This is a genomic window from Rhodococcoides kroppenstedtii, from assembly GCF_900111805.1.
In the GTDB taxonomy this organism is placed as follows: domain Bacteria; phylum Actinomycetota; class Actinomycetes; order Mycobacteriales; family Mycobacteriaceae; genus Rhodococcoides; species Rhodococcoides kroppenstedtii.
This window is the reverse complement of sequence record NZ_FOJN01000003.1, coordinates 166,718-189,176: the sequence shown is the minus strand read 5'-3', so window position 1 is coordinate 189,176 and position 22,459 is coordinate 166,718. Positions and strand designations below refer to the sequence as shown.

The window sequence follows — 22,459 nt, the reverse complement described above, 5'->3', positions numbered from 1 at the left end:
CGTCGGACATGACCGTGGCCCAGTTGCGTGACTGGCTGCGCAACTGGGTCGCCGAGGTCACCGGGCAACCGGTCTCGCAGATCTCCGACGATCGTCCGATGGAGGAGTTCGGCCTCTCGTCCCGTGACGCCGTCGCGCTGAGCGGTGAGATCGAGGAACTGGTCGGCGTCACGCTGACCGCGACGGTCGCCTACCAGCACCCCACCATCGCGTCGCTGGCCACGCGCATCATCGAGGGCGAACCCGACGTCCCGGAGGGCGCCGCGGACGACGCCTTCTACCTCGGAGCGGGCACGGGTCACGACGTCGCGGTCGTCGGTCTCTCGACCCGACTGCCCGGTGCCGGGCACACCCCCGAGTCGACGTGGGAGCTGCTCATCGAGGGCCGCGACGGCATCGGCGACCTCCCCGAGGGTCGCTGGTCGGAGTTCCTCGGCGACGCCCGCATCGCCGAGGCCGTGCGGACCACCGTCACCAAGGGTGGCTACCTCGACGACGTCAAGGGTTTCGACGCGGAGTTCTTCGCGATGTCGCCGCGCGAGGCCGCGAACGTCGATCCGCAGCAGCGGCTCGCGCTGGAGCTGGCGTGGGAAGCGCTAGAGCACGCGCGGATCCCGGCCAGCGGTCTGAAGGGCGCGCCGGTGGGCGTGTTCGTCGGCACGTCGACCAACGACTACCAGATGATCGCGATCAGCGACACGGACCCGCATCCCTATGCCCTGACGGGGACGTCGACGTCGATCGTCGCCAACCGCATCTCGTACTACTTCGACTTCCGCGGTCCCTCGGTCGCGCTGGACACCGCCTGCTCGTCCTCGCTCGTGGCCGTGCACCAGGCCGTGCGGAGCCTGCGCAGCGGCGAATCCACCGTCGCCCTGGCCGGCGGCGTGAACATGATCCTCGCGCCGGCGGCAACCCTCGGCTTCGGGCAGACGGGCGTGCTGGCGCCGGACGGACGCATCAAGGCCTTCTCCTCGGACGCCGACGGCATGATTCGATCCGAGGGCGGCGGCCTGTTGGTGCTGAAGCGTCTCGAGGACGCCGAGCGCGACGGCGACGACATCCTCGCCGTCATCAAGGGCAGCGCGGTCAACCAGGACGGCCGGTCCAACGGTCTCGCCGCCCCGAACCCCGACGCCCAGGCCGACGTCCTGCGGGCGGCCTACCGGGACGCCGGCATCCTGCCGTCGACCGTCGATTACATCGAGGCACACGGCACCGGCACCATCCTGGGCGATCCGATCGAGGCCGACGCGCTCGGCCGTGTCGTCGGCCGCGGACGGTCCGCCGAGGCCCCGGCCCTGCTCGGATCGGCCAAGACCAACTTCGGCCACCTCGAGAGTGCGGCGGGCGCAGCGGGTCTGATCAAGGTGGTCCTCGCGATGCGCGAGGACCGGCTGCCGGCGTCGCTCAACTACGCCGGGCCCAACCCGTACATCCCGTTCGACGCCGCGCACCTCCAGGTGATCGACACCCCCACGGCCTGGCCCCGGTACTCCGGATCGGCCGTCGCCGGCGTCTCCGGATTCGGCTTCGGCGGCACCAACGCCCACGTCGTTGTCGCGGAGTACGTCCCCGGCGCCGCCGAGGCCGACGCCGCCACCGACGGTGTCGTCGCGTTCGATGCGACCGCCGTCGACCCCGAGGCATTGGTCGGCGAGCCCGTGGGCGCGCCGGAGGAGACCGACGCCGAGGTGCGCGAGGTGCTCGCAGAGGTGACCGGCGGTGCCGACCCCACCGGGAACGCGCCGTCCGACGCCGCTGCCGAGCCCGCGCTGCCGGTGCTGCTGGCGGTGTCCGCGTCGATGCCGTCGCGGCGTCGTCGCACCGCTGCGGAGCTCGCCGACTGGCTCGAGACCGAAGCGGGCAGCACGACGGATCTGGAGTCCGTCGCGCGCGCCCTCGCCAAGCGCAATCACGGTCGGTCACGCGCGGTGGTCCTGGCCACCACGCGGGCCGAGGCGATCACCGGTCTGCGCGCGGTCGCGGCCGGCAAGCCGGGCACGGGCGTCCTGTCGTCCGACAGCCCCGCCGCCAACGGTGCGGTGTGGGTGTTCTCCGGGTTCGGAGCCCAGCACCGCAAGATGGCGAAGGAGCTCTACGCGGCCGAGCCACTGTTCGCCGCCGCGCTGGACCGCGTCGACGAGCTGATCGAGGACGAGTCCGGCTACTCGATTCGCGCGATCGTCGCCGACGACGCGCAGACGTACGAGTTCGAGAACTCCCAGGTCGCCATCTTCGCCATCCAGGTGGCACTGGTGGAGACCCTGCGTGCCTACGGCGCGACTCCCGCTGCGGTCGTGGGCCATTCGATGGGCGAGGTCGCCGCGGCGTACGCGGCGGGTGGTCTCGGTCTCGAGGACGCCGTCCGCATCATCGTCGCCCGCTCCCGCCTGTTGGGCGAGGGGCAGCAAGGTCTCGGCGACGCCGAGGCCGGCGCCATGGCCCTGGTGGAGTTCTCCGCCGCCGAGGTGGCGGAGCTGGCGGAGCGCTTCCCCGGCGTCGAGCCCAGCGTCTACGCCGCCCCCACGCACACCACCGTCGGCGGTCCGGCCGAGCCGGTGCAGAAGCTGGTGGAGCACGCGGAGTCGCTCGGCAAGATGGGTCGTGTGCTCGACGTGCGCGGAGCCGGCCACACGTCGGCCGTCGATCCGCTCCTCGGTGAGTTGGCCGCCGAACTGATGGGTATCGAGCCGCACCCGCTGGACACCGCCGTGTTCTCGTCGGTCGACAAGGAGGCGTTCTACCGCGCCGGCCACGACCCGATCCACGGGGTGGACTACTGGACCAAGGGCATGCGCCACGCGGTCTGGTTCACCCAGGCGGTGAAGACGGCCGTCGACTCCGGCTACACCACGTTCGTCGAGCTGGCACCGAACCCGGTGGCGCTCATGTCCGTCGCGGCCACCGCGTGGGCCGCGGGCGTTCCCGACGCCACGCTGATCGCCACGCTCAAGCGCAAAGAGAGCGAGCCGGCGACGTTCCGGGCCGCGCTGGCCGAGCTGTACGTGCACGGACACCCGGTCGACCTGGCCGCGGTGATCGGCCCCGGCGAGTACGCGCCCATCCCGCGCACCGCGTTCCTGCGCAAGGAGCACTGGCTGCACGCCGACGTCTCCCTCGGCGGGTCGCCCGCCCGCGTCGCTCTTCCGGACGGGCGCACCGTGTGGGAGACCCCCGTCGCGCGCGTCGCCTCCGCGGACGACCTGGTCCGACGGCTGGCGTCCGAGGTGCTGTCCGACGTCGCCGTCGGTGCGGTCGTCGGCGGTGTCGGCGGTGCCGACGTCGTCGACAGTGTGCCGACCACGGGGTCGATCACCACGGTGCTGACCCCGCATCCGGGCGGTGCTGCCCTGCAGCTGCAGTGGAACGACGGCGGGACCTTCCGCCCCTGGGCCGAGGCCGTCGTGACGTCCGGTGCCGCAGCGGTGTCCGCCGGCGTTCCGGCGTCCGCAGCCGCCCCGAGTGTCGCCGACGCCACCGTCGGGGACGGCGTCGAGTACGAGCCCGAGGTGGTCGAGGACTTCGGCAACCGCTGGGATCCCGAGGGCACCCAGACCATGGAGGAGCGGCTCGCGATCATCGTCGCCGAGTCCATGGGCTACGCACCCGAGGACCTGCCGGCCGAAATTCCGCTGATCGAACTGGGCCTCGACTCGCTCATGGCCGTGCGGATCAAGAACCGCGTGGAGTTCGAGTTCGACATTCCCCAGGTGCAGTTGCAGGCGGTGCGTGACGCCAGCCTGCGCGAGGTGGAGAAGTACCTCCGCTACGCCCTGGAGAACCGCGAGGAGGTCGAGGCGCTCGCCGAGGAGCAGCGCCGCGAGCGCGAGGCGGAGGAGGCCCGGGAAGCGGCGGCCACGGCGGCTCCGGACACCACGGCGGCGGCCACCGCGGCGCCGGACACCACCGAGTCCACCCCGGAACCGGAGGCCTCCGGACCGTCCGTCGCGACGGCGTTCGAGGCACCGGTCACCGATACGGCCCCGGCCGTGCCGGAACCGGCGGTCGCCCCGAGCAGCGATGCGTCGGATGCGAAGAGCTTCGCCGAGGCCACGGGTACCGACGTCGCCCCGCGCGACGCGGCCGAGCGACTGACGTTCGCCACCTGGGCGACCGTCACGGGCCAGTCCGCGAAGGGCATCTTCAACCCGCTGCCGGTCCTGGACGACCCCACCGCGGAGAAGCTGGCCGAGCGGCTCAGCGAGCGCGCCAAGGGCGAGGTGACGTTCGACGACATCCTCGACTCCGAGACCATCGAGCAGCTCGCCGACGTCGTGCGGCCGTTCCTCGAAGCCGGCGACGTCACCGGTCTGGTGCGGACCCTGCGGGCGCGTCCCGAGGGGTCGACCGCCGTGCCGGTGTTCGTTTTCCACCCGGCGGGCAGCTCGTGCGTGGTGTACGAGCCGCTGTTGCGCCGCCTGCCGACCGACACCCCGATGTACGGGCTCGAGCGCACCGAGGGTCCCATCGAGGAGCGGGCTCGCGAGTACCTTCCGATCCTGCGGGAGATCCAGGGCGACGGCCCGTACGTGCTCATGGGCTGGTCCCTCGGGGGCGTGCTGTCCTACGCCGTGGCGACGCTGCTGCGGGCGGAGGGGGCGGACGTGCGCTACGTCGGTCTCATCGACACCGTGATGCCGTACGAGCCGATTCCCGACACCCCGGAGGAGATCGAGCTGCGCTGGAAGCGGTACGCGCAGGTGGGCAAGAAGCTCTACAACGTGGACTACCCGCTGCCGTACGAGCGGTTGGCGAAGGCCGACGACGACGGTCAGATCGCCATCATCATGGATCTGCTGAAGATGTCCAGCGCCAAGATTCCGAGTGGCATCATCGAGCACCAGCGGACGTCGTGGCTCGACAACCGCGCCATCCAGACGGCGCAGCCGGAGCACTACGACGGCGACGTCACGCTGTACATGGCGGACAAGTACCACGACGACGCCATTGCCCTCGAGCCGCGACTGGGTAGGCGCGAGGAGCACGGCGGGTGGGGCCCGTACGCACCGAACCTGGACATCGTGCACATCGGCGGTGACCACCTGGCCGTGATCGACGAGCCGTACATCTCGGCGATCGCGGCGGACCTGACGAAGAAGTTGCAGACGATCTCGGCAGCATCCACGCCGAAGGAAAGCGAGTCGCACACGTGACGTCGACCACCGCCGCCAAGCTCGCCGAGCTCCGAGAGAAACTCGATCAGGCGAAGGAGCCGGCGGGCGAGAAGGCCATCGCCAAGCGCGCCAAGAAGGGCATTCCGAGCGCACGCCAGCGCATCGACATGCTGCTCGATCCGGGCACCTTCGTCGAGATCGGCGCCCTGGTGCGCGCCCCCGGTGACCCGAACGCGCTCTACGGCGACGGCGTCGTCACCGGGCACGGGCTGATCGACGGCCGGCCCGTGGCCGTCTTCTCGCACGATCAGACGGTGTTCGGCGGCACGGTGGGCGAGATGTTCGGCCGCAAGGTCGCGCACATCATGGAGTTCGCGGCCGACATCGGTTGCCCCTGCATCGGTATCAACGATTCCGGTGGCGCTCGCGTGCAGGACGCCGTGACCTCGCTCGCCTGGTACGCCGAGCTCGGCCGTCGCCAGGAACCGCTGTCCGGCATGTGCCCGCAGATCTCGGTGATCCTGGGCAAGTGCGCCGGCGGCGCGGTGTATGCCCCGATCAACACCGACATCGTCGTGGCCACCGAAGAGGCCTACATGTTCGTGACCGGTCCCGACGTCATCAAGTCGGTCACCGGCGAGGACGTCAGCCTGCACGATCTCGGCAGTGCGCGGAAGCAAGCCGAGTACGGCAACGTCCACCACGTGGCGGCGGACGAGAAGGCCGCGTTCGAGTGGGTGCGCAAGTACCTGTCGTACATGCCGTCCAATTGCAACTCGGCGCCGCCGGTGATCAACCCCGGCCTCGAACCGGAGGTCACCGAGGACGATCGCGCGCTCGACGTGTTCATGCCGGACTCGGACAACGCCGGGTACGACATGCACGAGATCCTGCTGCGCATCTTCGACGACGGGGAGTTCCACGAACTCACCGCGCAGACCGCGGGCAACGTCATCGTCGGCTTCGCCCGCGTCGACGGTCGACCGGTGGGTGTCGTGGCCAATCAGCCGATGGTGCTCTCGGGTGCGTTGGACGCGGCCAGTTCGGACAAGGCGTCGCACTTCATCAACATCTGCAACGCCTTCGACATCCCGCTCGTGCTGGTCACCGACACGCCGGGCTTCCTGCCGGGACTCGAGCAGGAGAAGATCGGCGTCATCAAGCGTGGTGGGCGCTTCATCTTCTCGTACGTCTGCGCCAGTGTGCCGAAGGTGACGGTGGTGGTCCGCAAGTCCTACGGCGGCGGGTACGCCGTGATGGGTTCGAAGCAGCTCGGCGCGGACATCAACTTCGCCTGGCCGACGGCGCGGATCGCGGTGATGGGCGCCGAGGGGGCCGTGTCGATCATGGCGCGCAAGCAGCTCGCCGAGGCGGGCGAGAACGCGCCGGCGATCCGCCAGCAGTTCATCGACTTCTACAACGAGCACGTCGCGACGCCGTGGATCGCCGCCGAGCGCGGCTACATCGATGCCGTCATCGAGCCGTCGACGACGCGCCTCGAGATCCGCAAGGCGCTGCGGTTGCTGCGTGACCGGGCGCCCGAGCGTCGCCCGCGCAAGCAGCACTTGTTCCCCATCTGATCCTGCCGTTTCCGCGGTGGTCCGCGGCACGGGTGGGTCAGCGTTCCGCGCGTGTCCGTGAGACGACGCCTGGCTGCAACGCGCGGCCCGTGCCTGTTCGAGCGCACGGGATGCGCGACGGGCCGAGCGCATCGCTGCGGGGTCGGTTTACGACGCCCCGCAAGCCCGGGGTCTAGAATGAGAACATTCCGACGAAGGCGGTGGGATCATGACTGTGCGAAGCAACGAAGTCTCGCGTCGTGTGCGACGCGTGCGCGCGATTCGCCGTACCACTGCACTGGAAGGAGCTCGCAGCACAGATGCCACGCGCGCCGACCAGCTCGCTTACGTCAAGGGCGACATCGACCTGGGCAGTCTCGGTGAACGTGTGCGTCGGCGCTACAATCTGACCTAGTCCGGTTGGTCGCTGTTCGTGACAAGAAAGCCCTGGGAAAACGACGATCCGCAGCACAATTGGGAAGGCTACTTCCTCGGCGGTTCCAGTATTTTGCGAAATCTGGTAGGAGCGGTCACCCAGGAGGAGTTGACCGACGCCGAAGTGGACCTCAGCGAGTACCGGCTACTCGAACTTCGGGAAAACCCCGGCATTATGGCAGTGCGCTCCTACGACCTGCGTCACATTCGCGCAATCCACAAGCAGCTATTTCAAGACGTGTATGAATGGGCTGGTGAGGTACGGACCGTCGGGTTGAAAAAGGGCGGTGTGTCGTTCTGCCCGCCCGGCAACATCGATCAAGCTATGCGCCACGTCAGGGATGAAATCCTGCAGAGTGGGCACCTGCGGAACGTTGCGCCGTCCGAACTCACTGCCAAGATTGCCTACCTCTATGACTACGTCAACTATGCCCACCCTTTTCGGGAGGGTAACGGGCGCAGCACGCGCGAGTTTTTCGACCAACTGTTGGCAGAGGGAGGTTTAGGTCTCGATTGGGAGCGTGTCGACTCCGAGGAACTTCATGCTGCATGTCACGAAGCGCGAGAAGTCGGAAACTTGAACGGTTTGACTGAAATTTTCGAAACCATTGTGGACGACAATCCAGCGTACTGAATTGCTGCAAACTATTCAGACATCCTCCGTGCCCGCTCGGTTCAGTTGCAAATCGGGAATGCGGGCAACGGTCCTGATTCTGTCTGCGACCAGTCTGACCAGTCTTTGAAGCAGTCCGCCTTCAGAACCGTTCGATGAGCGGCGCCCCGGTGCCGAGCCCGAAACGTCGCTCGGGAGGATCTCCCGCGCATCAGTACACCCGCAGCGTCCCCGGCGACCACAGACCCGAGCGGGTGCGCTCGGTGACCTCGACGTCCGCGGCGGTCGCCGAGGGGTCGAAGCGGTCGTAGCGCTCGAGCGATCCCCAGTCCCGGCCCCAGTCGTGGTTCAGGTACGTCGGAATCGCGACGGGAGCAGCGAGCATCTCCGTGAACCCGAGCGGGCCGCCGTTCTCGCCCGCCTGCCACGTGTCGGTGGAGGACACGGCCAGCCCGCGGTCCGGCAGGATCCGGTAGCCGGGCACCTCGGCGACGCCGACGCGGTGGTCGAAGGGTCGCTGGCACGGGAACTGCAGACCCACGGCCCAGTCCAGCAGCACGGGCTGCTCGGAGCCGATCTCGTCCTGCAGCGTGGTCACCACGGGCACCCGCGGAGGGGTGAAGGCCAGCCACTGGTCCCCGGTGAGGTTGGGATCGTTGGCGACGATGCGGACGGCGTCGGTGTCGGCGGGCAGGTCCGCGCGGGGGATGCGTAGGTTGCGCCACGACGGTGCGGGGCCGATGTCCTTGGGCAGGTAGTCGCCCTGCACGGCGACGGTGCCGTCGGGCTGGGTGCGGCCGTACTCGACGCGGAGGGACTGCCCGTAGGTGGTGGTGCCGGCGACCGGGTCCTCGGACCAGATGCGGCCGGCGGCCGAGACGACGATCAGGGGGGCGTCGTCGGATGCCGCGGGCAGGCCGTACCAGCTGGACGCGGCGCGGGCCGGCGTCTGCACACCGGGCTGGTACGAACCCAGCACCGGGGTGGTGGCGGGGTTCAGGCCGAACGGCAACGCCGCGGTGGAGCCGTTCACGCCGACCGCGCCGACACCGCCCGCAGTACCGGACGACTGGCCCTCCTCGAACGAGGCACCGACGGACTGGGAGTCGGTGTTGCCCTGGCCGGGCTTGACCTCCACCGCGTCCGCACTGAGGTCGGTGGGCACGCCGTTGGCGCTGAAGCCGACGGGGTCCTCGCCGCCCAGGGGGCCGATCTCGGGATCGACGGGACCCGGAAGCGGCTGCAGGATGCCTTGATTCGGGTCGGACTCGACCAGGACGTCGCGGGCGAGACCGCAGGAGTTGCCGGCGAGAGCCTGGACGTTCGAGCGGCCCAGCGAGTACGCGGGGTACTGCGATACCGCGCCCTTGAGCAGGGACGCCAGCGCGAAGAGCACCATGAGGCCGGCGACCACGGTGAGCGGCGCCGCGGCGAACTTTCGGATGCGACGCCCGCGGACTGTGCCGGGTTTCGGCTGCGGGGCGGCGAAGCCCTCACGGAGGTAGTGCCAGCCGGCCAGTGCGACGGCGACGAAGAACAGTCCGAGCAGCACGGTGTTGGACTGGATGCCGCTGACGGAGACCACCTTGTCGAACCACGGAACGCCGTAGCTCGAGACGTACCAGTAGCCGTTGATGCCCGAGAAGGACAGGGCGAGAACGAAGACGAGCCCGACGACGAAGACGGTGCGATTACGTCGGGACCGCAAGGCGCTCGCGGACACCGCGACGGCGGTGAGCGCGGCGAGCGAACCGGCGATGCCGGCGTACACCCCGAAGTGGTGGGTCCACTTGGTGGGGTTGAACATCATGAAGAAGATCGTGCCGAACACGACGGCGATCAACCGCCACGCCGGTCCGGACGGCACACCCGGAATCCGCTTGCGGCGCAACAGCACCACGAGCGTGGTGAACAGGCACAGCAGCATCACCAGGAACGCGAAGCGGCGCGCGAGCGAGCCGTCGACCGTCTGGACGAAGAGGTAGTAGTACCGCAGGAAGTCGTTGTACCAGGGCAGGTTCGGGCCGATCAGCGTCCGGACGCGGGTGGATTCCCGCACGGCGGCGAACGTCTGGTCCGCGAAGACGACGATGAGCACCAGCAGACCGGCGCTCAGGATGGGCGCGAGCAGGGGCAGCGTACCCACGGCCCGGTGCCGCTTGACCACGATGCGGGTCAGCGGTCGGATGCCGGCGAGAATGGCCGCGACACACATCAATCCGGTCGGCGCCGACGCGAGCGTGAACGCCCCGACGATCGCGGCGACCGCGGCGGGCAGCAGGCGTCCGGTGGCGATGGCCCGCTCCACCGAGCACCACGTGAGCAGGGCGCCGAGCGCGACGATGGGCTCGGGACGCAGACCGTTGTCGTACGGCAGCCAGAACGCGAGGAAGACCAGGCCGCCGGTCCATACAGCCACCGAGTTGGTGCGGACGGCGCGGCCGAGCCGCGGAACCACCTCGCGGCTGATGACCAGCCAGCAGAGCACGCCCGCGATCAACGCGGGCAGACGCATCCACGGGCTCGCCGTGGAGACCTTCGCGAACGCGGCCAGCACGTCGTAGTACCAGCCGAAGGGCGCCTCGGGGACGCCGAACCAGCGGAAGTAGTTGGCCATGTACCCGGCGTTCTCCGAGACACGGGCCATGGTGAGGAGGTAACCGTCGTCGGACGTGTTCGCGCCGAAGAAGTGCCAGCCGACCAACGCACCGACCACGACGCCGTCGATACCGGAGGGCTTCCACCACCCGGCCGGGAAGAAGCGGCGGTGCGTCCGCCCGTCGATGCCGTCGAGCCGCGCCAACGCGCCGAGCGCGAGGGCGGTGGTGCCGACCGCGCCCACCATGACGAGCAGCTTGAGCAGGGTCGGCGACGACGAGAACCGCGAGTCGACCGCGATGTCCACCGACAGGCCGGGGAATGCCGACGCCGGTCCGGACAGATCGGAGTAGATGCCCACCACCTGGGGCCGGAAGTCCCCGTCGAGCCGACCGACGCGAGGCACGCCGGCGTCGTCGGTCAGTCCCTCGAACGCGGCGGTGGTGGCGGTGATGTCGGAGTCGAACCGGATGGCCGTGCAGGCGGACGACTCGACCTGCGACCGCGGCGCCGAGGCGATCGCGACGTTGCGGTCCAGCACGTCCACCGACGTGTCGGAGACGCGGACGAACATCGCGTTGAGCGCCGCGCCTTCGCCGCGGGCCGGTGCCGTCGAGAGCAGTAGTCCGCCGCCGGCGGGGAGCGCGGCCACCGCCGTGCACGGCACCGTCACGCTCATCGACTGCGGGACCTGCGACATCAGCGGCGCGTCGACGCTGTCGAGCGTGCCGTTCTGGGGCCAGCCGATCGACGCGTCGTCCTGCGTGACCGGCAGGAACGGCGTCAGAACGGCGAACAGCGTGCCCAGCAGACCGGCGACGACGGCGATCAGCCGGGTGGTGCGGTACTGCGCTCGGACGTCGTTCCGGCGGTCCGTTCCCGAGACGACTGCCTTGCTTTCGCGGTCGGGTGTCGGCGCGGGCGGCACGGAAGGAGCGTCAGGCACGGCTACCGATGTTATGCGACCGTGACGCCGCACCCGAATCGCCGGTTACCTACTGGTAGCCGATGGAACCGGGCGACCAGAGACCGGATCGCGTCACAGTGGTGACGTCCACGTCGGCCGGTGACGCATCCGGGTCGATCGGCGTGTACCGCTCCAGCGACCCCCAGTCCCGACGCAGGTCGTCGGCGAGGTAGGTCGGCACCGTGTCCGCCCGCAGGACGAGCGGGGTCCAGCCGAGCGGCCCACCGCCGATGGAGTCCTGCCACGCGTTGGTCGACTCGGCGCCGGTGCGGTCGGGCAGGATGCGCCACTCCGGCAGCTCCGCGACCCCGAAGCGGTGGTCGAACGGCCGCTGGCACGGGAAGGCCAGCCCGACGGACCAGTCCAGCAGGACCGGCGCGGTCGGCCCGACGACGGTGTTCAGCGTCTCGGTCTGCGGCAACCGCGGAGGCGTGACGGCCAGCCACTGATCCCCGGCGAGGTCGTCGTCGGTGGCCACCAACCGCACCGCGTTCGCCTCGCGGGGGATGTCCGCCGGGGCGACCCGCAGCGTGCGCCAGGACGGTGCGGGGCCGATGTCGATCGGGGTGACCCGGCCGAGCACCTGCTCGTCGTCGCCTCGGACCACACCGAATTCGACCTCCAGGGACGCGCCGGGGGTGACGATGCCGTCGGCGTCCACGGACCGAATGCGTCCGGCCGCCGTGATCGCCAGGAAGTCGTCGGTCTGCGGCAGCGCGTACCAGCTCGACTCGAGAGTCGCAGGGGCGGCGTCGCCGGACCCGAAGCTGCCGAGGACCGGCGTCGTCGCGGGGTCGAGTCCGAACGGCAGCGCGACACGCGAGCCGTTCACTCCCGTGCCCGCGGTGGTGCCGCCGCCGGTGCCGGCGGTGTTCGCAGTGCTGGTCTGGTCGGTGTCGGACGGGTCGACGGAGTTCGCGCCGCCGGTGGTGCCCGAGGTCTCCCGATCCGCGGAGAGGTCGCTCGCGACGCCGTCGGGCGTGAAGCCGACGGTCGACGTGCCGGCCAGCGGATCGACGCCCGGTGTCGGGTCCAGCGGCTGCAGCATCGAGGCGTTCGGGTCGGACTCCACCAACACGTCGCGGGCGAGGCCGCACGTCTCGCCGGTGAGGGCGTTCAGGTTCGAGCGCGCCACGGAGTAGGCCGGGTACTGCGACACGGCGCCCTTGACCAGCGAGAGGATCTCGAACAGGACGACGGCGGCCGCGACGACGGTCAGCGGAGCTCCGCTCCATCGACGCAGCCGGGTGGGCTGCGGCGGCCGGAACGGCGCACGGAAGTGCTGCCATGCGGCCACGGCGAGTGCCAGGACCGTCAGGCCCAGCAGGACCGTCGCGAAGCCCTTGCCGGCGATGGACGGCGGTTTGTCGAACCACGGCACGCCGTAGCTCGAGACGTACCACCAGCCGTTGGAGCCGGTGAAGGCGAGCGCCGTGAGGAACAGCACCGCCGCGCCGAACAGCGTGCGGTTGCGCGGTGAGCGTTCGGTGGCAGAGATGACGGCGATCGCGCCCAGGGCGGCGAGGGATCCGGCGAGCCCGGCGTAGACGCCGAAGTGGTGGGTCCACTTGGTGGGGGTGAACATCATGAGGGCGAGTGCGCCGACCACGATGCCGAGGATGCGGCGCGACGGGCCCAGCGAGGTGCCTGGGATCCGACCGCCGCGGCGCAGCATGACGACGACGCACGTCACCAGGCACAGCAGCATGGCGAACACCGCGAACCGGCGAGCGAGCGACCCGTCGGGCGAGATGTTGAGGAGCGCATCCCAGCGGTATCGCTCGTCGAACCACGCGACGTTGGGGCCGACGGCGGACCGCACGCGCGTCGCCTCGAGCACGGAGGCCACGGTCTGGTCGGCGAACACCGCCACCAGCACCACCGTGCCGGCCGCGAGTACCGGCGCGATCATCGCCGGAAGACCCAGCGTGTGGCGTCGTCGCACGACGATCTGCAGGACCGGACGCGATCCGGCGAGCAGGGCCGCGATGGCGATGAGGCCCGTCGGGCCGGCGGCGAGCGAGAACGCGGCGACGACGACGGCGACCGCGGCGGGCAGCAACCGGCCCGTCGCGATGGCTCGCTCCATCGAGCACCACGTCACGAGCGCGCCGAGTGCGATGACGGGCTCGGGACGCAGGCCGTTGTCGTACGGCAGCCAGAAGGCGAGGAAGACCAGGCCCGCCGTCCACACCGCGACGGGACGGGTGCGGACCGCACGGCCGAGCCGCGGGATGACCTCGCGGCTGATGACGAGCCAGCAGAGGATGCCGGCGATGAGGGCGGGCAGGCGCATCCACGGGCTGGCCGTGGAGACCTTGGTCAACGCCGCGAGCATGTCGTAGTACGGCATGCCGAACGGCGCCTCGGGGACGCCGAACCAGCGGTAGTAATTGGCCATGTATCCCGCGTTCTCGGAGACGCGGGCCATGTTGAGCAGGTAGCCGTCGTCCGAGGTGTTGGCACCGATGACGTGCCAGACGACGAGAGTGCCGAGCACCACGGCGTCGGCACCGGTGAGGCGGAGCCAGTGCGCGGGCAGGAACCGGCGGGATCGACGGCCGTCGGAGCCGTCCAGTCGATGCAGCGCCACCAGGGATGCGACGGTGAGGAGGGCGCCCACGATCATCGCGACGAGCTTGAGGGCGGACGGCGACGACGAGAAGCGGGAGTCGACGTCGACCGTGGCCGAGGTGCCGTCGGGCGCCGGACCGCTCAGTGTGGTGAACAGTCCCACGGTCTGCGGGCGCTGGTCACCGGCGATCTCGCCGATGCGGTCGCCGACCGTGACCGTGGTGCCGTCCTCCGTCGAGGTGACGGTGAGGGCGTCGCACGCGGCGAGCGCGTCGGCCGGGGCCGAGAGCAGCAACTGGTCCCGCAGCACCACCGACAGGGTGCGGTCGGCGTCGGTCGACACCACCAGGCCGACCCGACGCGCGTCGGGCGCACCCGGTGCCGCGGTGGCGAGCACCGTGCTGTCGGCCGGTGCGTCGGCGAGTGCCGAGCAGGGGATGGTCGCGTCCAGCGCGAGGGGCCGGTAGGACACGAGCGGGGCGGAGACCGACTCGAAGTCGCCGCTCGGCCACGAGATGGTCGCGGCGTCCTGCTCGACCGGCAGGAACGGGGTGACGAGTGCGAGCAGGGTGCCGAGAACGCCTGTGACCACCGCCACGAGACGAGCCGTGCGGACCGACCGTGCTGCCGGGTGGACGGTGGAGGGAGGCTCGGCAACAGCGTTCGACACGGCCCCGATGCTAGGCGACGGCCCCTCGCGTCCCGTCATTCCCGCACGCCGCGCACGTCCCAGACGACGGCGTCGCCGGCCCGTGCACCGGGGTCGTCGAGAAGGGCCGCGACGGTGCGGCGCAGGGCGACGGCGTCCGGGGCGTCGTCGGGAAGGACGACGACGTCGGCGTTCCAGTAGGCGAGGTCCTCGCGCGCGCGGGAGCGATCGACGTCCGAGATGTCCGGGACGTCCCCGGTCCGCGCGACCCGGCCGAGCAGGAGTGCGGTGGGCCGGTCGACGGCACCGTATTTCGCTTCGCCGTCGGCTTCTCCGCTGGGGCCGACGAAGTAGCCGCCGGCGATCCGGTACTCGAGGCCGGCGTCGACCTGCCAGCGGAGAGCATCGGCGTTGCCGGGGCTCGGGATCGGCACCGTGACGACGGTGCCGTCGTTCCCCACGAGCCCACGCCAGGTGCCGTCGGCGAGGACCGTCGGGGCGGGGGTGCGCTCGGCCGTGGGCAACGGAACGGGAACAAGCGGGACGAGCGCGACGGCGACGGCGCCCGCCCAGAGGCCGACGCGCCGACGCCCGCCGGACGAGCGGTCGGCGAGGACGCGATCGGTCACCAGGGCGACGAGCATCGCCACGAGGGGGACGGCGGCGAGGACGAATCGGGTCTCGAGGACCGACTCGAGCAGGGGAGTGCGGTCGAGCCACTCGCCCGGAGCCCACCGTGCGACGGGGTCCTCGGTGATCGCGAGTTCGGTTCCGATGGACAGGACCGCGAGCACCAGGATCGTCGCGGCCGCGGCGCGGACGAGCGGCAGACGCCGCAGCACGACGACGCACGCCACGACGAGCAGCAGCAGGGGAACGCCGAAGTAGGCGTTCTGTTCCGTCGGGTTCAGAGCGACATCCTGCACCGGGACGACGAGCCCGCCCAGCGACTGGGGAGGAAACGCGACGAACGACAAGAGCGAGTTTCCCGGCAACTGGTGGTCGAGGTGGCTGTAACTCTGGGGTCCCCGGAACTGCCACCAGAGCGGACCGGCGACCAGGACGCCCGCGAGCACGGCGGCGACGACGACGGGGCCGGCGGCCCGGCGCACCGCGGCGAGCGTGCTGCGTGGCGCGACGACGGTGTGGGCGAGCAGCATCAGCGCGACCGCGATGGCGAAGATCAGCAGGGGTTCCTCGCCGAGGAGCACCTGCCACGCCGTCAGCAGACCGAGGACCACGGTGTGTCGACGCACGCTCCGGCCCTGCCCCAGCCGGATCAGGCAGAACAGCAGGACGGGGAGGACACCGAGCACCGTGAAGTTGGGGTGGGCCGAGGCGTGGCTGATCATGCCCGGCGCGAAACCCGCGATCAGGCCACCGAGACCGGCTGCCAGCGGTGAGCGAATCACCGTGCGGGAGAACAGGAAGTACCACCCGAAGGCGGTGGTGGCGAGTCCGAGCGTCAGAGCGAGTGCGAACGTCACCGTGGGTCCGACGACGAGCGTCACGGGAGTCAGAGGAACCGACAGGCCCAACATGGCGGTGTTCGCCATCATGTTCACCCCGGCCGGGGCGTTCTGCAGATCCGAGAACAGCGGATTCTGCAGCGAGGCCACCGATTTCGCGGTGACGGCGAAGAACCACTCCCACATGGTCTGGTCCTGACCGGAGTACCGCAGGTACCCCGTGCCGAGATGGCGCCACTGGTTGCCGAGGACGACGAACGCGAGGGCGAGGTAGACCGCGGCGGCCACGACGTCCGGACGACGGCGTCGGGACGCGACCGTCTCGTCGTCGGCGGACGGGGCGACCGCGACGGCGGTCACGGGGCGTCGCCCGACGCGCGGACCACGAGCACGAACGGGCCGATCTCCTGGACGTCGAATCGCGGGTCGTCGAAGAGGGATTCGGGGAACGTGACGGTGTAGCGGCGGACGTTCGGGTCGTTCGGGTAGACGTCCTCGGCGAGGCGGAGCGTGTAGCCGTCGGCGCCGCGCCGGAACAGGAACGCGTCCGGTGCGCGCCACGGCGCGGCGTCGAGCGCGGCGACGAGCTCGTCCGGGGTGGTGAGCTCGCTCCAGGACTCGATGGCGTCCGCCCGCGCCGCGAACTCGGCGAGGGGATTGGCGTAATGGCTGGTGAGTCCCTGGAATCCGAAGTAGGGCAGGAAGGCCAGGAAGGACGTGTCCGAGGTGAGGACGACGGTGTCGGTCCGCGGCCCCGGGCGAGCCGCCTGCAGTGCGGCGTCCACCTCGCCGTAGTAGGACGCGACGCCGGGCGGACGACGGTCCGCGCGGTCGCCGTTACCGTCCGTGTCCGTGTACGCGACGGTGATCTCGTTCTGCAGCACGTGGGGAATGTCCTGAGCGAACGCGACGGCCCCGACCACGGCGACGGCCACCGACGCCGTCCGGACCCGGGGCGATTCGGAGGTGACGAGGTAGAGCACGCGGGCACCGTCGACCACGCCGAACACCCCGGCCGCGCCGAGCAGGGCGAGGAGGACGGGTTCGAGCCGGAATCCCAGCAGGGTGGTGCCGGCGACGGTCGCGAGCATCGACAGCAGGGACCACAGGTAGACCGACACCACACCGATCCCGAGGGCCTGTGCGCGTCGGGAATCCTTCAGCCGGACCAGGATCCACACGGAGCCGACGAGACACAGGGCGCCGAGCAGGGTGAACTGCGTCATCGGCAGCGGCAGTTCGGCGCCGGTGGCGGGGAGGTAGTGCAGGGCCGTGCCGGACTCGGCGGTGCGGCCGGTCAGCGCTGCCGACAGATAGGGCGCCCAGACGGTGAGGGCGAGAAGCCCGGACAGCGCCGCGATCACGACGAGGCGGAGGGCGGGATCCAGCACCGCGCGTGCGGATCTCGTCGCGCGGTAGCGCAGGACTGCCGACGTCAGGGCCATGATCGTGACCGCGAAGGCGGTGAAGCCGAGATAGAGCGTGTAGACGGTCGCCGAGATCCCCAGGAACAGTCCGGTGGCGACGACGGCGCCCCAGCCGGCGCCGCGGGTGGCGCCGGGACGATGCAGGCCGCCCCAGGCGAGCACCAGCATCGGGGGGATCAGCACGGCGATCACCGCCCCGTACGCCTCGGGCGAGGCGTACGCCAGGATCAGGGCCGTCACGCCCAGCGCGGCGAGGATCGCGAGATCCCGCCGCACCAGGGCGGACCAGAGCACGAGGCCGATCACGGCCGCGATCGCGAGCGAGCCGATGGCCCAGGGCTTGTACGCCTCCCAGCCCGCGAGGCCGAGCGCGTCCGCGAGCCGTCCGCCCACCCAGAACCAGCCCGCGGGGTAGTACGGCGGCAGGTCCGCGTACGTCATGTCCTGCAGCGCCGGCGAATCCGTCAGGCGCGTCAGATACTCGGTGCGGAACTCCTGATCGACGGAGACGCCGAACAGGTAGAGCTTCGTCGCTGCCAGCGGCATGCCGAGGGTGACGGTGACGAAGCCGGACAGCCCGATCCAGGACAGCGGCTTCCACAGCAGCGGCCGCGAGTCACGGCGCGCCAGCACCACCGCGACGGCGAGGATCCCCATCGCGATCACTTGGCCCACGGTGGTGACGGCCCGAGTGACGTTGGAGGAGTTGAACGCCGGCCACTGCACCACGGAGAAGGCCGTCAGGCCCACCGCCACGACCAGCGCGGCCACCACCACGGCCGCCAGTGCTTCGGCGGCGACGGTGAGAGCCGTCCGCGCCGGCGCTGCCGCCCGCACCGTCAAATGGGGAGTTTGCGGAAGATGGGACGCGGCACGTGCCGCAACCCCATCATCACGAAGCGGAAGGGGCCCGGTGCCCACACCAGGTCCTTGCCCTTGCGGGCGGACGCGACGGCGAGCTTGGCGACGTCTTCCTTGTCCACGGTCAGCGGAGCTTCGTCGACGTGGGCGCTGAATTCGGTGCGCACCATGCCGGGGCGGATGACCGTGACGCGAGGACCGTACTCGCGCAACGCTTCCCCCAGTCCGAGGTAGAAGCCGTCCAGACCGGCCTTGGTGGAGCCGTAGACGAAGTTCGAACGGCGGACCCGCTCACCGGCGACGGAGGACATCACGATGATGCGTCCCGAGGCCTGCGCCTTCATCTTCTGGCCGAGCAGCACGCCGACCGACACCGAGGCCGTGTAGTTGATGTTCGCGGTGAGGACCGCCTTGCGCTGGTCCTGCCACAGCTCCTCGGGGTCGAAGTCGACCGCGAACGCGACGATCGCGACGTCGACATCGCCCTTGGCCCAGGCCTTCTCGATGACGGCGGGATGGGCGTCGGTCTCGAGGGCGTCGAAGTCGATCACCTCGACCTCGCGCGCACCGGCCGCCTGCATCTGCGCCACCGACGCGTCGCGCTTCGGATCGTTCGGCAGCGCCGCGAGGATCACCCGCGCGGGCGCCGTGGCCAGGTACTCCGCGGTGATGGCGAGGCCGATCTCACTGGTGCCACCCAGCACCAGGATCGTCTGCGGGTCGCCTACGGCATCGATCGTCACAGCAATTCCAACCTTCTGGCCATATCGGAGGCGAACACGCCGGTGGGGTCGACGGAGCGGCGAACACCGATCCACTCGTCGATGCGGGGGTACATCGCGTGGAACGTCTCGGCCGAGGTCCGCGAATCCTTGGCCGTGTAGAGACGGCCGCCGAACTCCAGGACGCGCTTGTCCAGGTCGGCGACGAAGCGGCCGAGACCGGCCTTGATGGGGAAGTCGACGCAGACGTTCCAGCCCGCGATGGGGAAGCTCAGCGGGGCCTGATTGCCCTCGCCGAACAGCTTGAACACGTTGAGAAACGAGTAGTGCCCCGACCGCTGGATGTCGACGATGATGCGCTTGAACTCCTCGACGGCCTGCGGCGGCACCACGAACTGGTACTGCAGGAAGCCGGCGGATCCGTACGCGCGGTTCCACTCACCGAACATGTCGAGCGGGTGATAGAACTGCGTCAGATTCTGGACCTTGCCGCGGTAGGTGCCCGACTTTCGGTACCAGAGCTCGCCGATGGGCCCGAACGTCCACTTGTTCGCCAGACCGTTGGGGAAGACGTCGGGGAACGTCAGCAGCTGGGGGGCGTCGAACTTCAGCGGGTCCTTCTGCAGCTTGGTCGGCAGCTGGTCCAGCCGTGCCAGCGAGCCGCGCGAGATGGCGGCGCGGCCCAGCTTCGGCGGACCGGAGATCGCGTCGAACCAGGCGCTCGAGTAGTCGTAGTTGCTCTCGCTGCCGTCGCTGTGGAACGCGATGGTGTCGTCGAGACTCGCCGTGACGTCGCCGTCGGCGATGAAGTACGCCGTCTCCGTCGGGGTCATCTCGATGGTGGCGCGCAGGATGATGCCCGTCAGCCCGTTGCCGCCCACCGTGGCCCAGAACAGCGCCGAGTCCTCGCCGTCCGGCGTGATGTGCCGGACGGTGCCGTCGGCGAGCAGCAGGTCCATCGACCGCACGTGATTGCCGAAGCTGCCCGCACTGTGGTGGTTCTTGCCGTGGATGTCGCACCCGATGGCGCCGCCGATGGTCACCTGGCGCGTGCCCGGCAGCACGGGAACCCACAGGCCCAAAGGCAACGCGGCGCGCATCAGCTGGTCGAGGTTCACGCCGCCGTCGACGTCGACGATGTGCGTCTCCGCGTTCATCGAGTGGATGCGGTTCATCGCGCTCATGTCGACGACGAGGCCGCCGCCGTTCTGCGCGTTGTCGCCGTAGCTGCGACCCAGCCCGCGCGCGATGACACCGCGACGCAGGTGCGACGGCTTGCTCTCGTTCTGCTCGGCCACCACGCGGACCGCGTCGGCGACGACGGCCGGGTCCGGCGTGGAGAGAACCTGCGCCGTGGTGGGCGACGTGCGAGCCCACCCGGTGAGAGTGCGCGCGCTGGTAGGGGGCATATCGGTGATGGACATCGGTAGTGAGGTTACAGGCTCGTCGCGCCGGTCCTCCGCGACGCGAAGGCGCTCGGGGGCTCGGGGGCTAGGCTCGCACGCGTGTCGGACCAGCCCCATGCACCGCTTCCGGTCGAACTCCCGCTGACGGAGAACACGGCCGACGCCGCTCCGGATCTGCGCACGCAGATCGTGCGCTTCCTCGTCACCGGTGTGCTGTCGGCGATCGTCGACTTCTCCATCACCATCGCCCTGCAGTACGGCCTGGACGTGCAGCTTTCCCTGGCCAAGGCCGTCGGTTTCGTCGTCGGGACCACTGTTGCGTATCTCATCAACCGGCGGTGGACCTTCGCCGCCGCGCCGAGTCGGAAGCGCTTCGTCGCCGTCGTCCTGCTCTACCTCGCGACCTTCGGGGTGCAGAACGTGCTCTACACGCTGTTCGGCCACCTCTGGCCGGAGACGGTGATCTACAGCGCTGTGGCCTTCGTCATCGCGCAGGGCACGGCCACCGTCATCAACTTTGTCGTGCAGCGGACGGTCATCTTCCGGGTGCGCTGACGCGCCCGTGCGCCTTTTGCACATCCAGGGATGCGCATAAGGCGCACGAGGGCTACGCCCACTCCGAGAACGGCGGAGCGGCGGCGTCCTTGTCGGAGAGTTGGTAGGTCAGCGGCGTGCCGTCGCGGCCGTGGGTGGGCCAGTCGATGGCGAGGTCGGGGTCGAGTGGGTGGATGTCGCGGTCGAGGTGGGGGCTGTATTCGAGGCTGCACAGGTACATCACCGTGGAGCGGTCCTCGAGGGAGAGGATGGCGTGCCCGAGGCCGGCGGGCAGGTACACCGCGCGGCGGTCGACGTCGTCGATGAGCACCGAGTCCCAGGTGCCGTAGGTGGGGGAGTCGGGGCGCAGGTCGACCACGACGTCGAGAAACGCGCCGGTGACGGCGGTGACGTACTTCGCCTGCCCGGGCGGGGCGATCGTGGTGTGGATGCCGCGCAGCACCCCGGCGGCGGAGACCGAGCAGTTGGCCTGCACCAGGTCCACCGGGTGCCCGACGGCCTCGGTGAACGCCGACGATTTGTACCACTCGAAGAACACGCCGCGGTCGTCGCCGAACTGGCGGGGGGTGATCTCGAACGCCCCCGGCACCCGCAGTTCCCGGATGTTCATCGGTGGCCCCTCTCGAGCAGGTTCAGCAGATAGGACCCGTACCCGGACTTCACCAGACCCTCCGCGCGGGTGCGTAGGTCGTCGTCGGTGAGGAAGCCGCGTCGCCACGCGACTTCCTCGGGGGCGCCGATCTTCAGGCCCTGCCGGTGTTCGATGGTACGCACGTAGTTCGACGCCTCGAGCAGGGATTCGAAGGTGCCGGTGTCGAGCCAGGCGGTGCCGCGGGGCAGCACCTCGACCTGCAGGCGACCCGCCTCGAGGTAGTGCCGGTTGACGTCGGTGATCTCGTACTCCCCTCGCGGGGACGGGGTCAGTCCGCGGGCGATCTCGACGACGTCGTTGTCGTAGAAGTACAGCCCCGGCACCGCGAAGGTCGACTTCGGCACGGCGGGCTTCTCCTCAAGGGAGATCGCGCGGCCGTGCTCGTCGAACTCGATGACGCCGTAGGCGGAGGGGTCGGCGACCTCGTAGGCGAACACCGCGCCGCCGTCGAGGTTCTCGAAGCGGGTGAGCTGCGAGCCCAGGCCGGGGCCGTAGAAGATGTTGTCGCCGAGCACCAGGGCGACGGCGTCGTCGCCGATGTGGTCGGCGCCGAGGACGAACGCTTGGGCGAGACCGTTGGGTTCGTGTTGGACGGTGTAGGTCAGGGAGATGCCGAACCGGGAGCCGTCGCCGAGGAGGCGGGCGAACTGGTCGGCGTCCTGCGGGGTGGTGATGATCAGGATGTCGCGGATCCCGGCGAGCATCAGCGTCGTCAGCGGGTAGTAGATCATCGGTTTGTCGTAGACCGGCACCAACTGCTTGCTGATCCCCTGCGTGATGGGATGCAACCGCGAGCCCGTGCCCCCGGCCAGAATGATTCCTCGCACCGGGGGAGTCTCCCAGACTGCAGAAGCG

Annotated in this window: 13 protein-coding genes; 5 read left to right on the top strand and 8 right to left on the bottom strand. The window is 70.0% G+C overall.

Annotation, left to right across the window (positions count from 1 at the left end; all coding sequences use genetic code 11):
* Positions 1-8 precede the first annotated feature (8 nt).
* The 4 genes from pks13 (at position 9) to BMZ18_RS05025 (ending at position 7,745) form a co-directional block, all read left to right on the top strand.
* Positions 9-5,156: a polyketide synthase Pks13 gene (gene pks13 / locus BMZ18_RS05040; RefSeq protein WP_068362022.1), complete on the top strand. Its 5,148-nt coding sequence runs from the start codon at positions 9-11 to the stop codon at positions 5,154-5,156.
* Positions 5,153-6,697, top strand: coding sequence for an acyl-CoA carboxylase subunit beta (locus tag BMZ18_RS05035; RefSeq protein ID WP_068361918.1), 1,545 nt, complete (start codon positions 5,153-5,155; stop codon positions 6,695-6,697). The genes pks13 and BMZ18_RS05035 overlap by 4 nt, the downstream gene beginning before the upstream one ends.
* Positions 6,698-6,905: 208 nt before the next feature.
* Positions 6,906-7,091, top strand: coding sequence for an antitoxin VbhA family protein (locus BMZ18_RS05030; protein ID WP_068361921.1), 186 nt, complete (start codon positions 6,906-6,908; stop codon positions 7,089-7,091).
* An 18-nt stretch (positions 7,092-7,109) separates the two neighbouring features.
* Positions 7,110-7,745 (top strand): Fic/DOC family protein, encoded by a 636-nt coding sequence (locus BMZ18_RS05025; RefSeq protein ID WP_074921814.1) that lies wholly within the window; start codon positions 7,110-7,112, stop codon positions 7,743-7,745.
* A gap of 190 nt (positions 7,746-7,935) precedes the next feature.
* Here BMZ18_RS05025 and BMZ18_RS05020 read toward each other — a convergent pair whose 3' ends face one another.
* Genes BMZ18_RS05020 through dprE1 form a run of 6 tightly spaced genes read right to left on the bottom strand, consistent with a single transcriptional unit; the run spans position 7,936 to position 20,415 of the window.
* On the bottom strand, positions 7,936-11,268 hold the full coding sequence (locus BMZ18_RS05020) for an arabinosyltransferase domain-containing protein (protein WP_082894949.1): 3,333 nt from the start codon (positions 11,266-11,268) through the stop codon (positions 7,936-7,938).
* Between the two features lie 49 nt (positions 11,269-11,317).
* Positions 11,318-14,572 carry an arabinosyltransferase domain-containing protein gene (locus BMZ18_RS05015; RefSeq protein ID WP_082894950.1) on the bottom strand — a complete coding sequence of 1,085 codons (3,255 nt, stop codon included), beginning with the start codon at positions 14,570-14,572 and terminating at the stop codon, positions 11,318-11,320.
* Complete coding sequence (locus BMZ18_RS05010; RefSeq protein ID WP_082894951.1) at positions 14,569-16,341, bottom strand: hypothetical protein; 1,773 nt, start codon at positions 16,339-16,341, stop codon at positions 14,569-14,571. Before BMZ18_RS05010 ends, BMZ18_RS05015 begins: the two co-directional genes overlap by 4 nt.
* Positions 16,338-18,251: a galactan 5-O-arabinofuranosyltransferase gene (locus BMZ18_RS05005; protein ID WP_082894952.1), complete on the bottom strand. Its 1,914-nt coding sequence runs from the start codon at positions 18,249-18,251 to the stop codon at positions 16,338-16,340. The genes BMZ18_RS05010 and BMZ18_RS05005 overlap by 4 nt, the downstream gene beginning before the upstream one ends.
* Positions 18,248-19,012, bottom strand: coding sequence for a decaprenylphospho-beta-D-erythro-pentofuranosid-2-ulose 2-reductase (dprE2, locus tag BMZ18_RS05000; RefSeq protein ID WP_068104228.1), 765 nt, complete (start codon positions 19,010-19,012; stop codon positions 18,248-18,250). Before dprE2 ends, BMZ18_RS05005 begins: the two co-directional genes overlap by 4 nt.
* Positions 19,009-20,415, bottom strand: a complete 1,407-nt coding sequence (gene dprE1, locus BMZ18_RS04995; protein WP_068104227.1) for a decaprenylphosphoryl-beta-D-ribose oxidase — start codon at positions 20,413-20,415, stop codon at positions 19,009-19,011. The genes dprE2 and dprE1 overlap by 4 nt, the downstream gene beginning before the upstream one ends.
* Positions 20,416-20,496: 81 nt before the next feature.
* On the opposite strand from dprE1, the gene BMZ18_RS04990 reads away from it, so the two are divergent.
* On the top strand, positions 20,497-20,952 hold the full coding sequence (locus tag BMZ18_RS04990; RefSeq protein WP_074921813.1) for a GtrA family protein: 456 nt from the start codon (positions 20,497-20,499) through the stop codon (positions 20,950-20,952).
* A gap of 52 nt (positions 20,953-21,004) precedes the next feature.
* Here the strand turns inward: BMZ18_RS04990 and BMZ18_RS04985 are convergent, their stop codons facing one another.
* Together BMZ18_RS04985 and rfbA are read right to left on the bottom strand one after the other, a co-directional pair.
* Positions 21,005-21,562, bottom strand: coding sequence for a dTDP-4-dehydrorhamnose 3,5-epimerase family protein (locus BMZ18_RS04985; RefSeq protein ID WP_068361930.1), 558 nt, complete (start codon positions 21,560-21,562; stop codon positions 21,005-21,007).
* Complete coding sequence (gene rfbA, locus BMZ18_RS04980) at positions 21,559-22,431, bottom strand: glucose-1-phosphate thymidylyltransferase RfbA (RefSeq protein ID WP_068361933.1); 873 nt, start codon at positions 22,429-22,431, stop codon at positions 21,559-21,561. The genes BMZ18_RS04985 and rfbA overlap by 4 nt, the downstream gene beginning before the upstream one ends.
* Positions 22,432-22,459 lie beyond the last annotated feature (28 nt).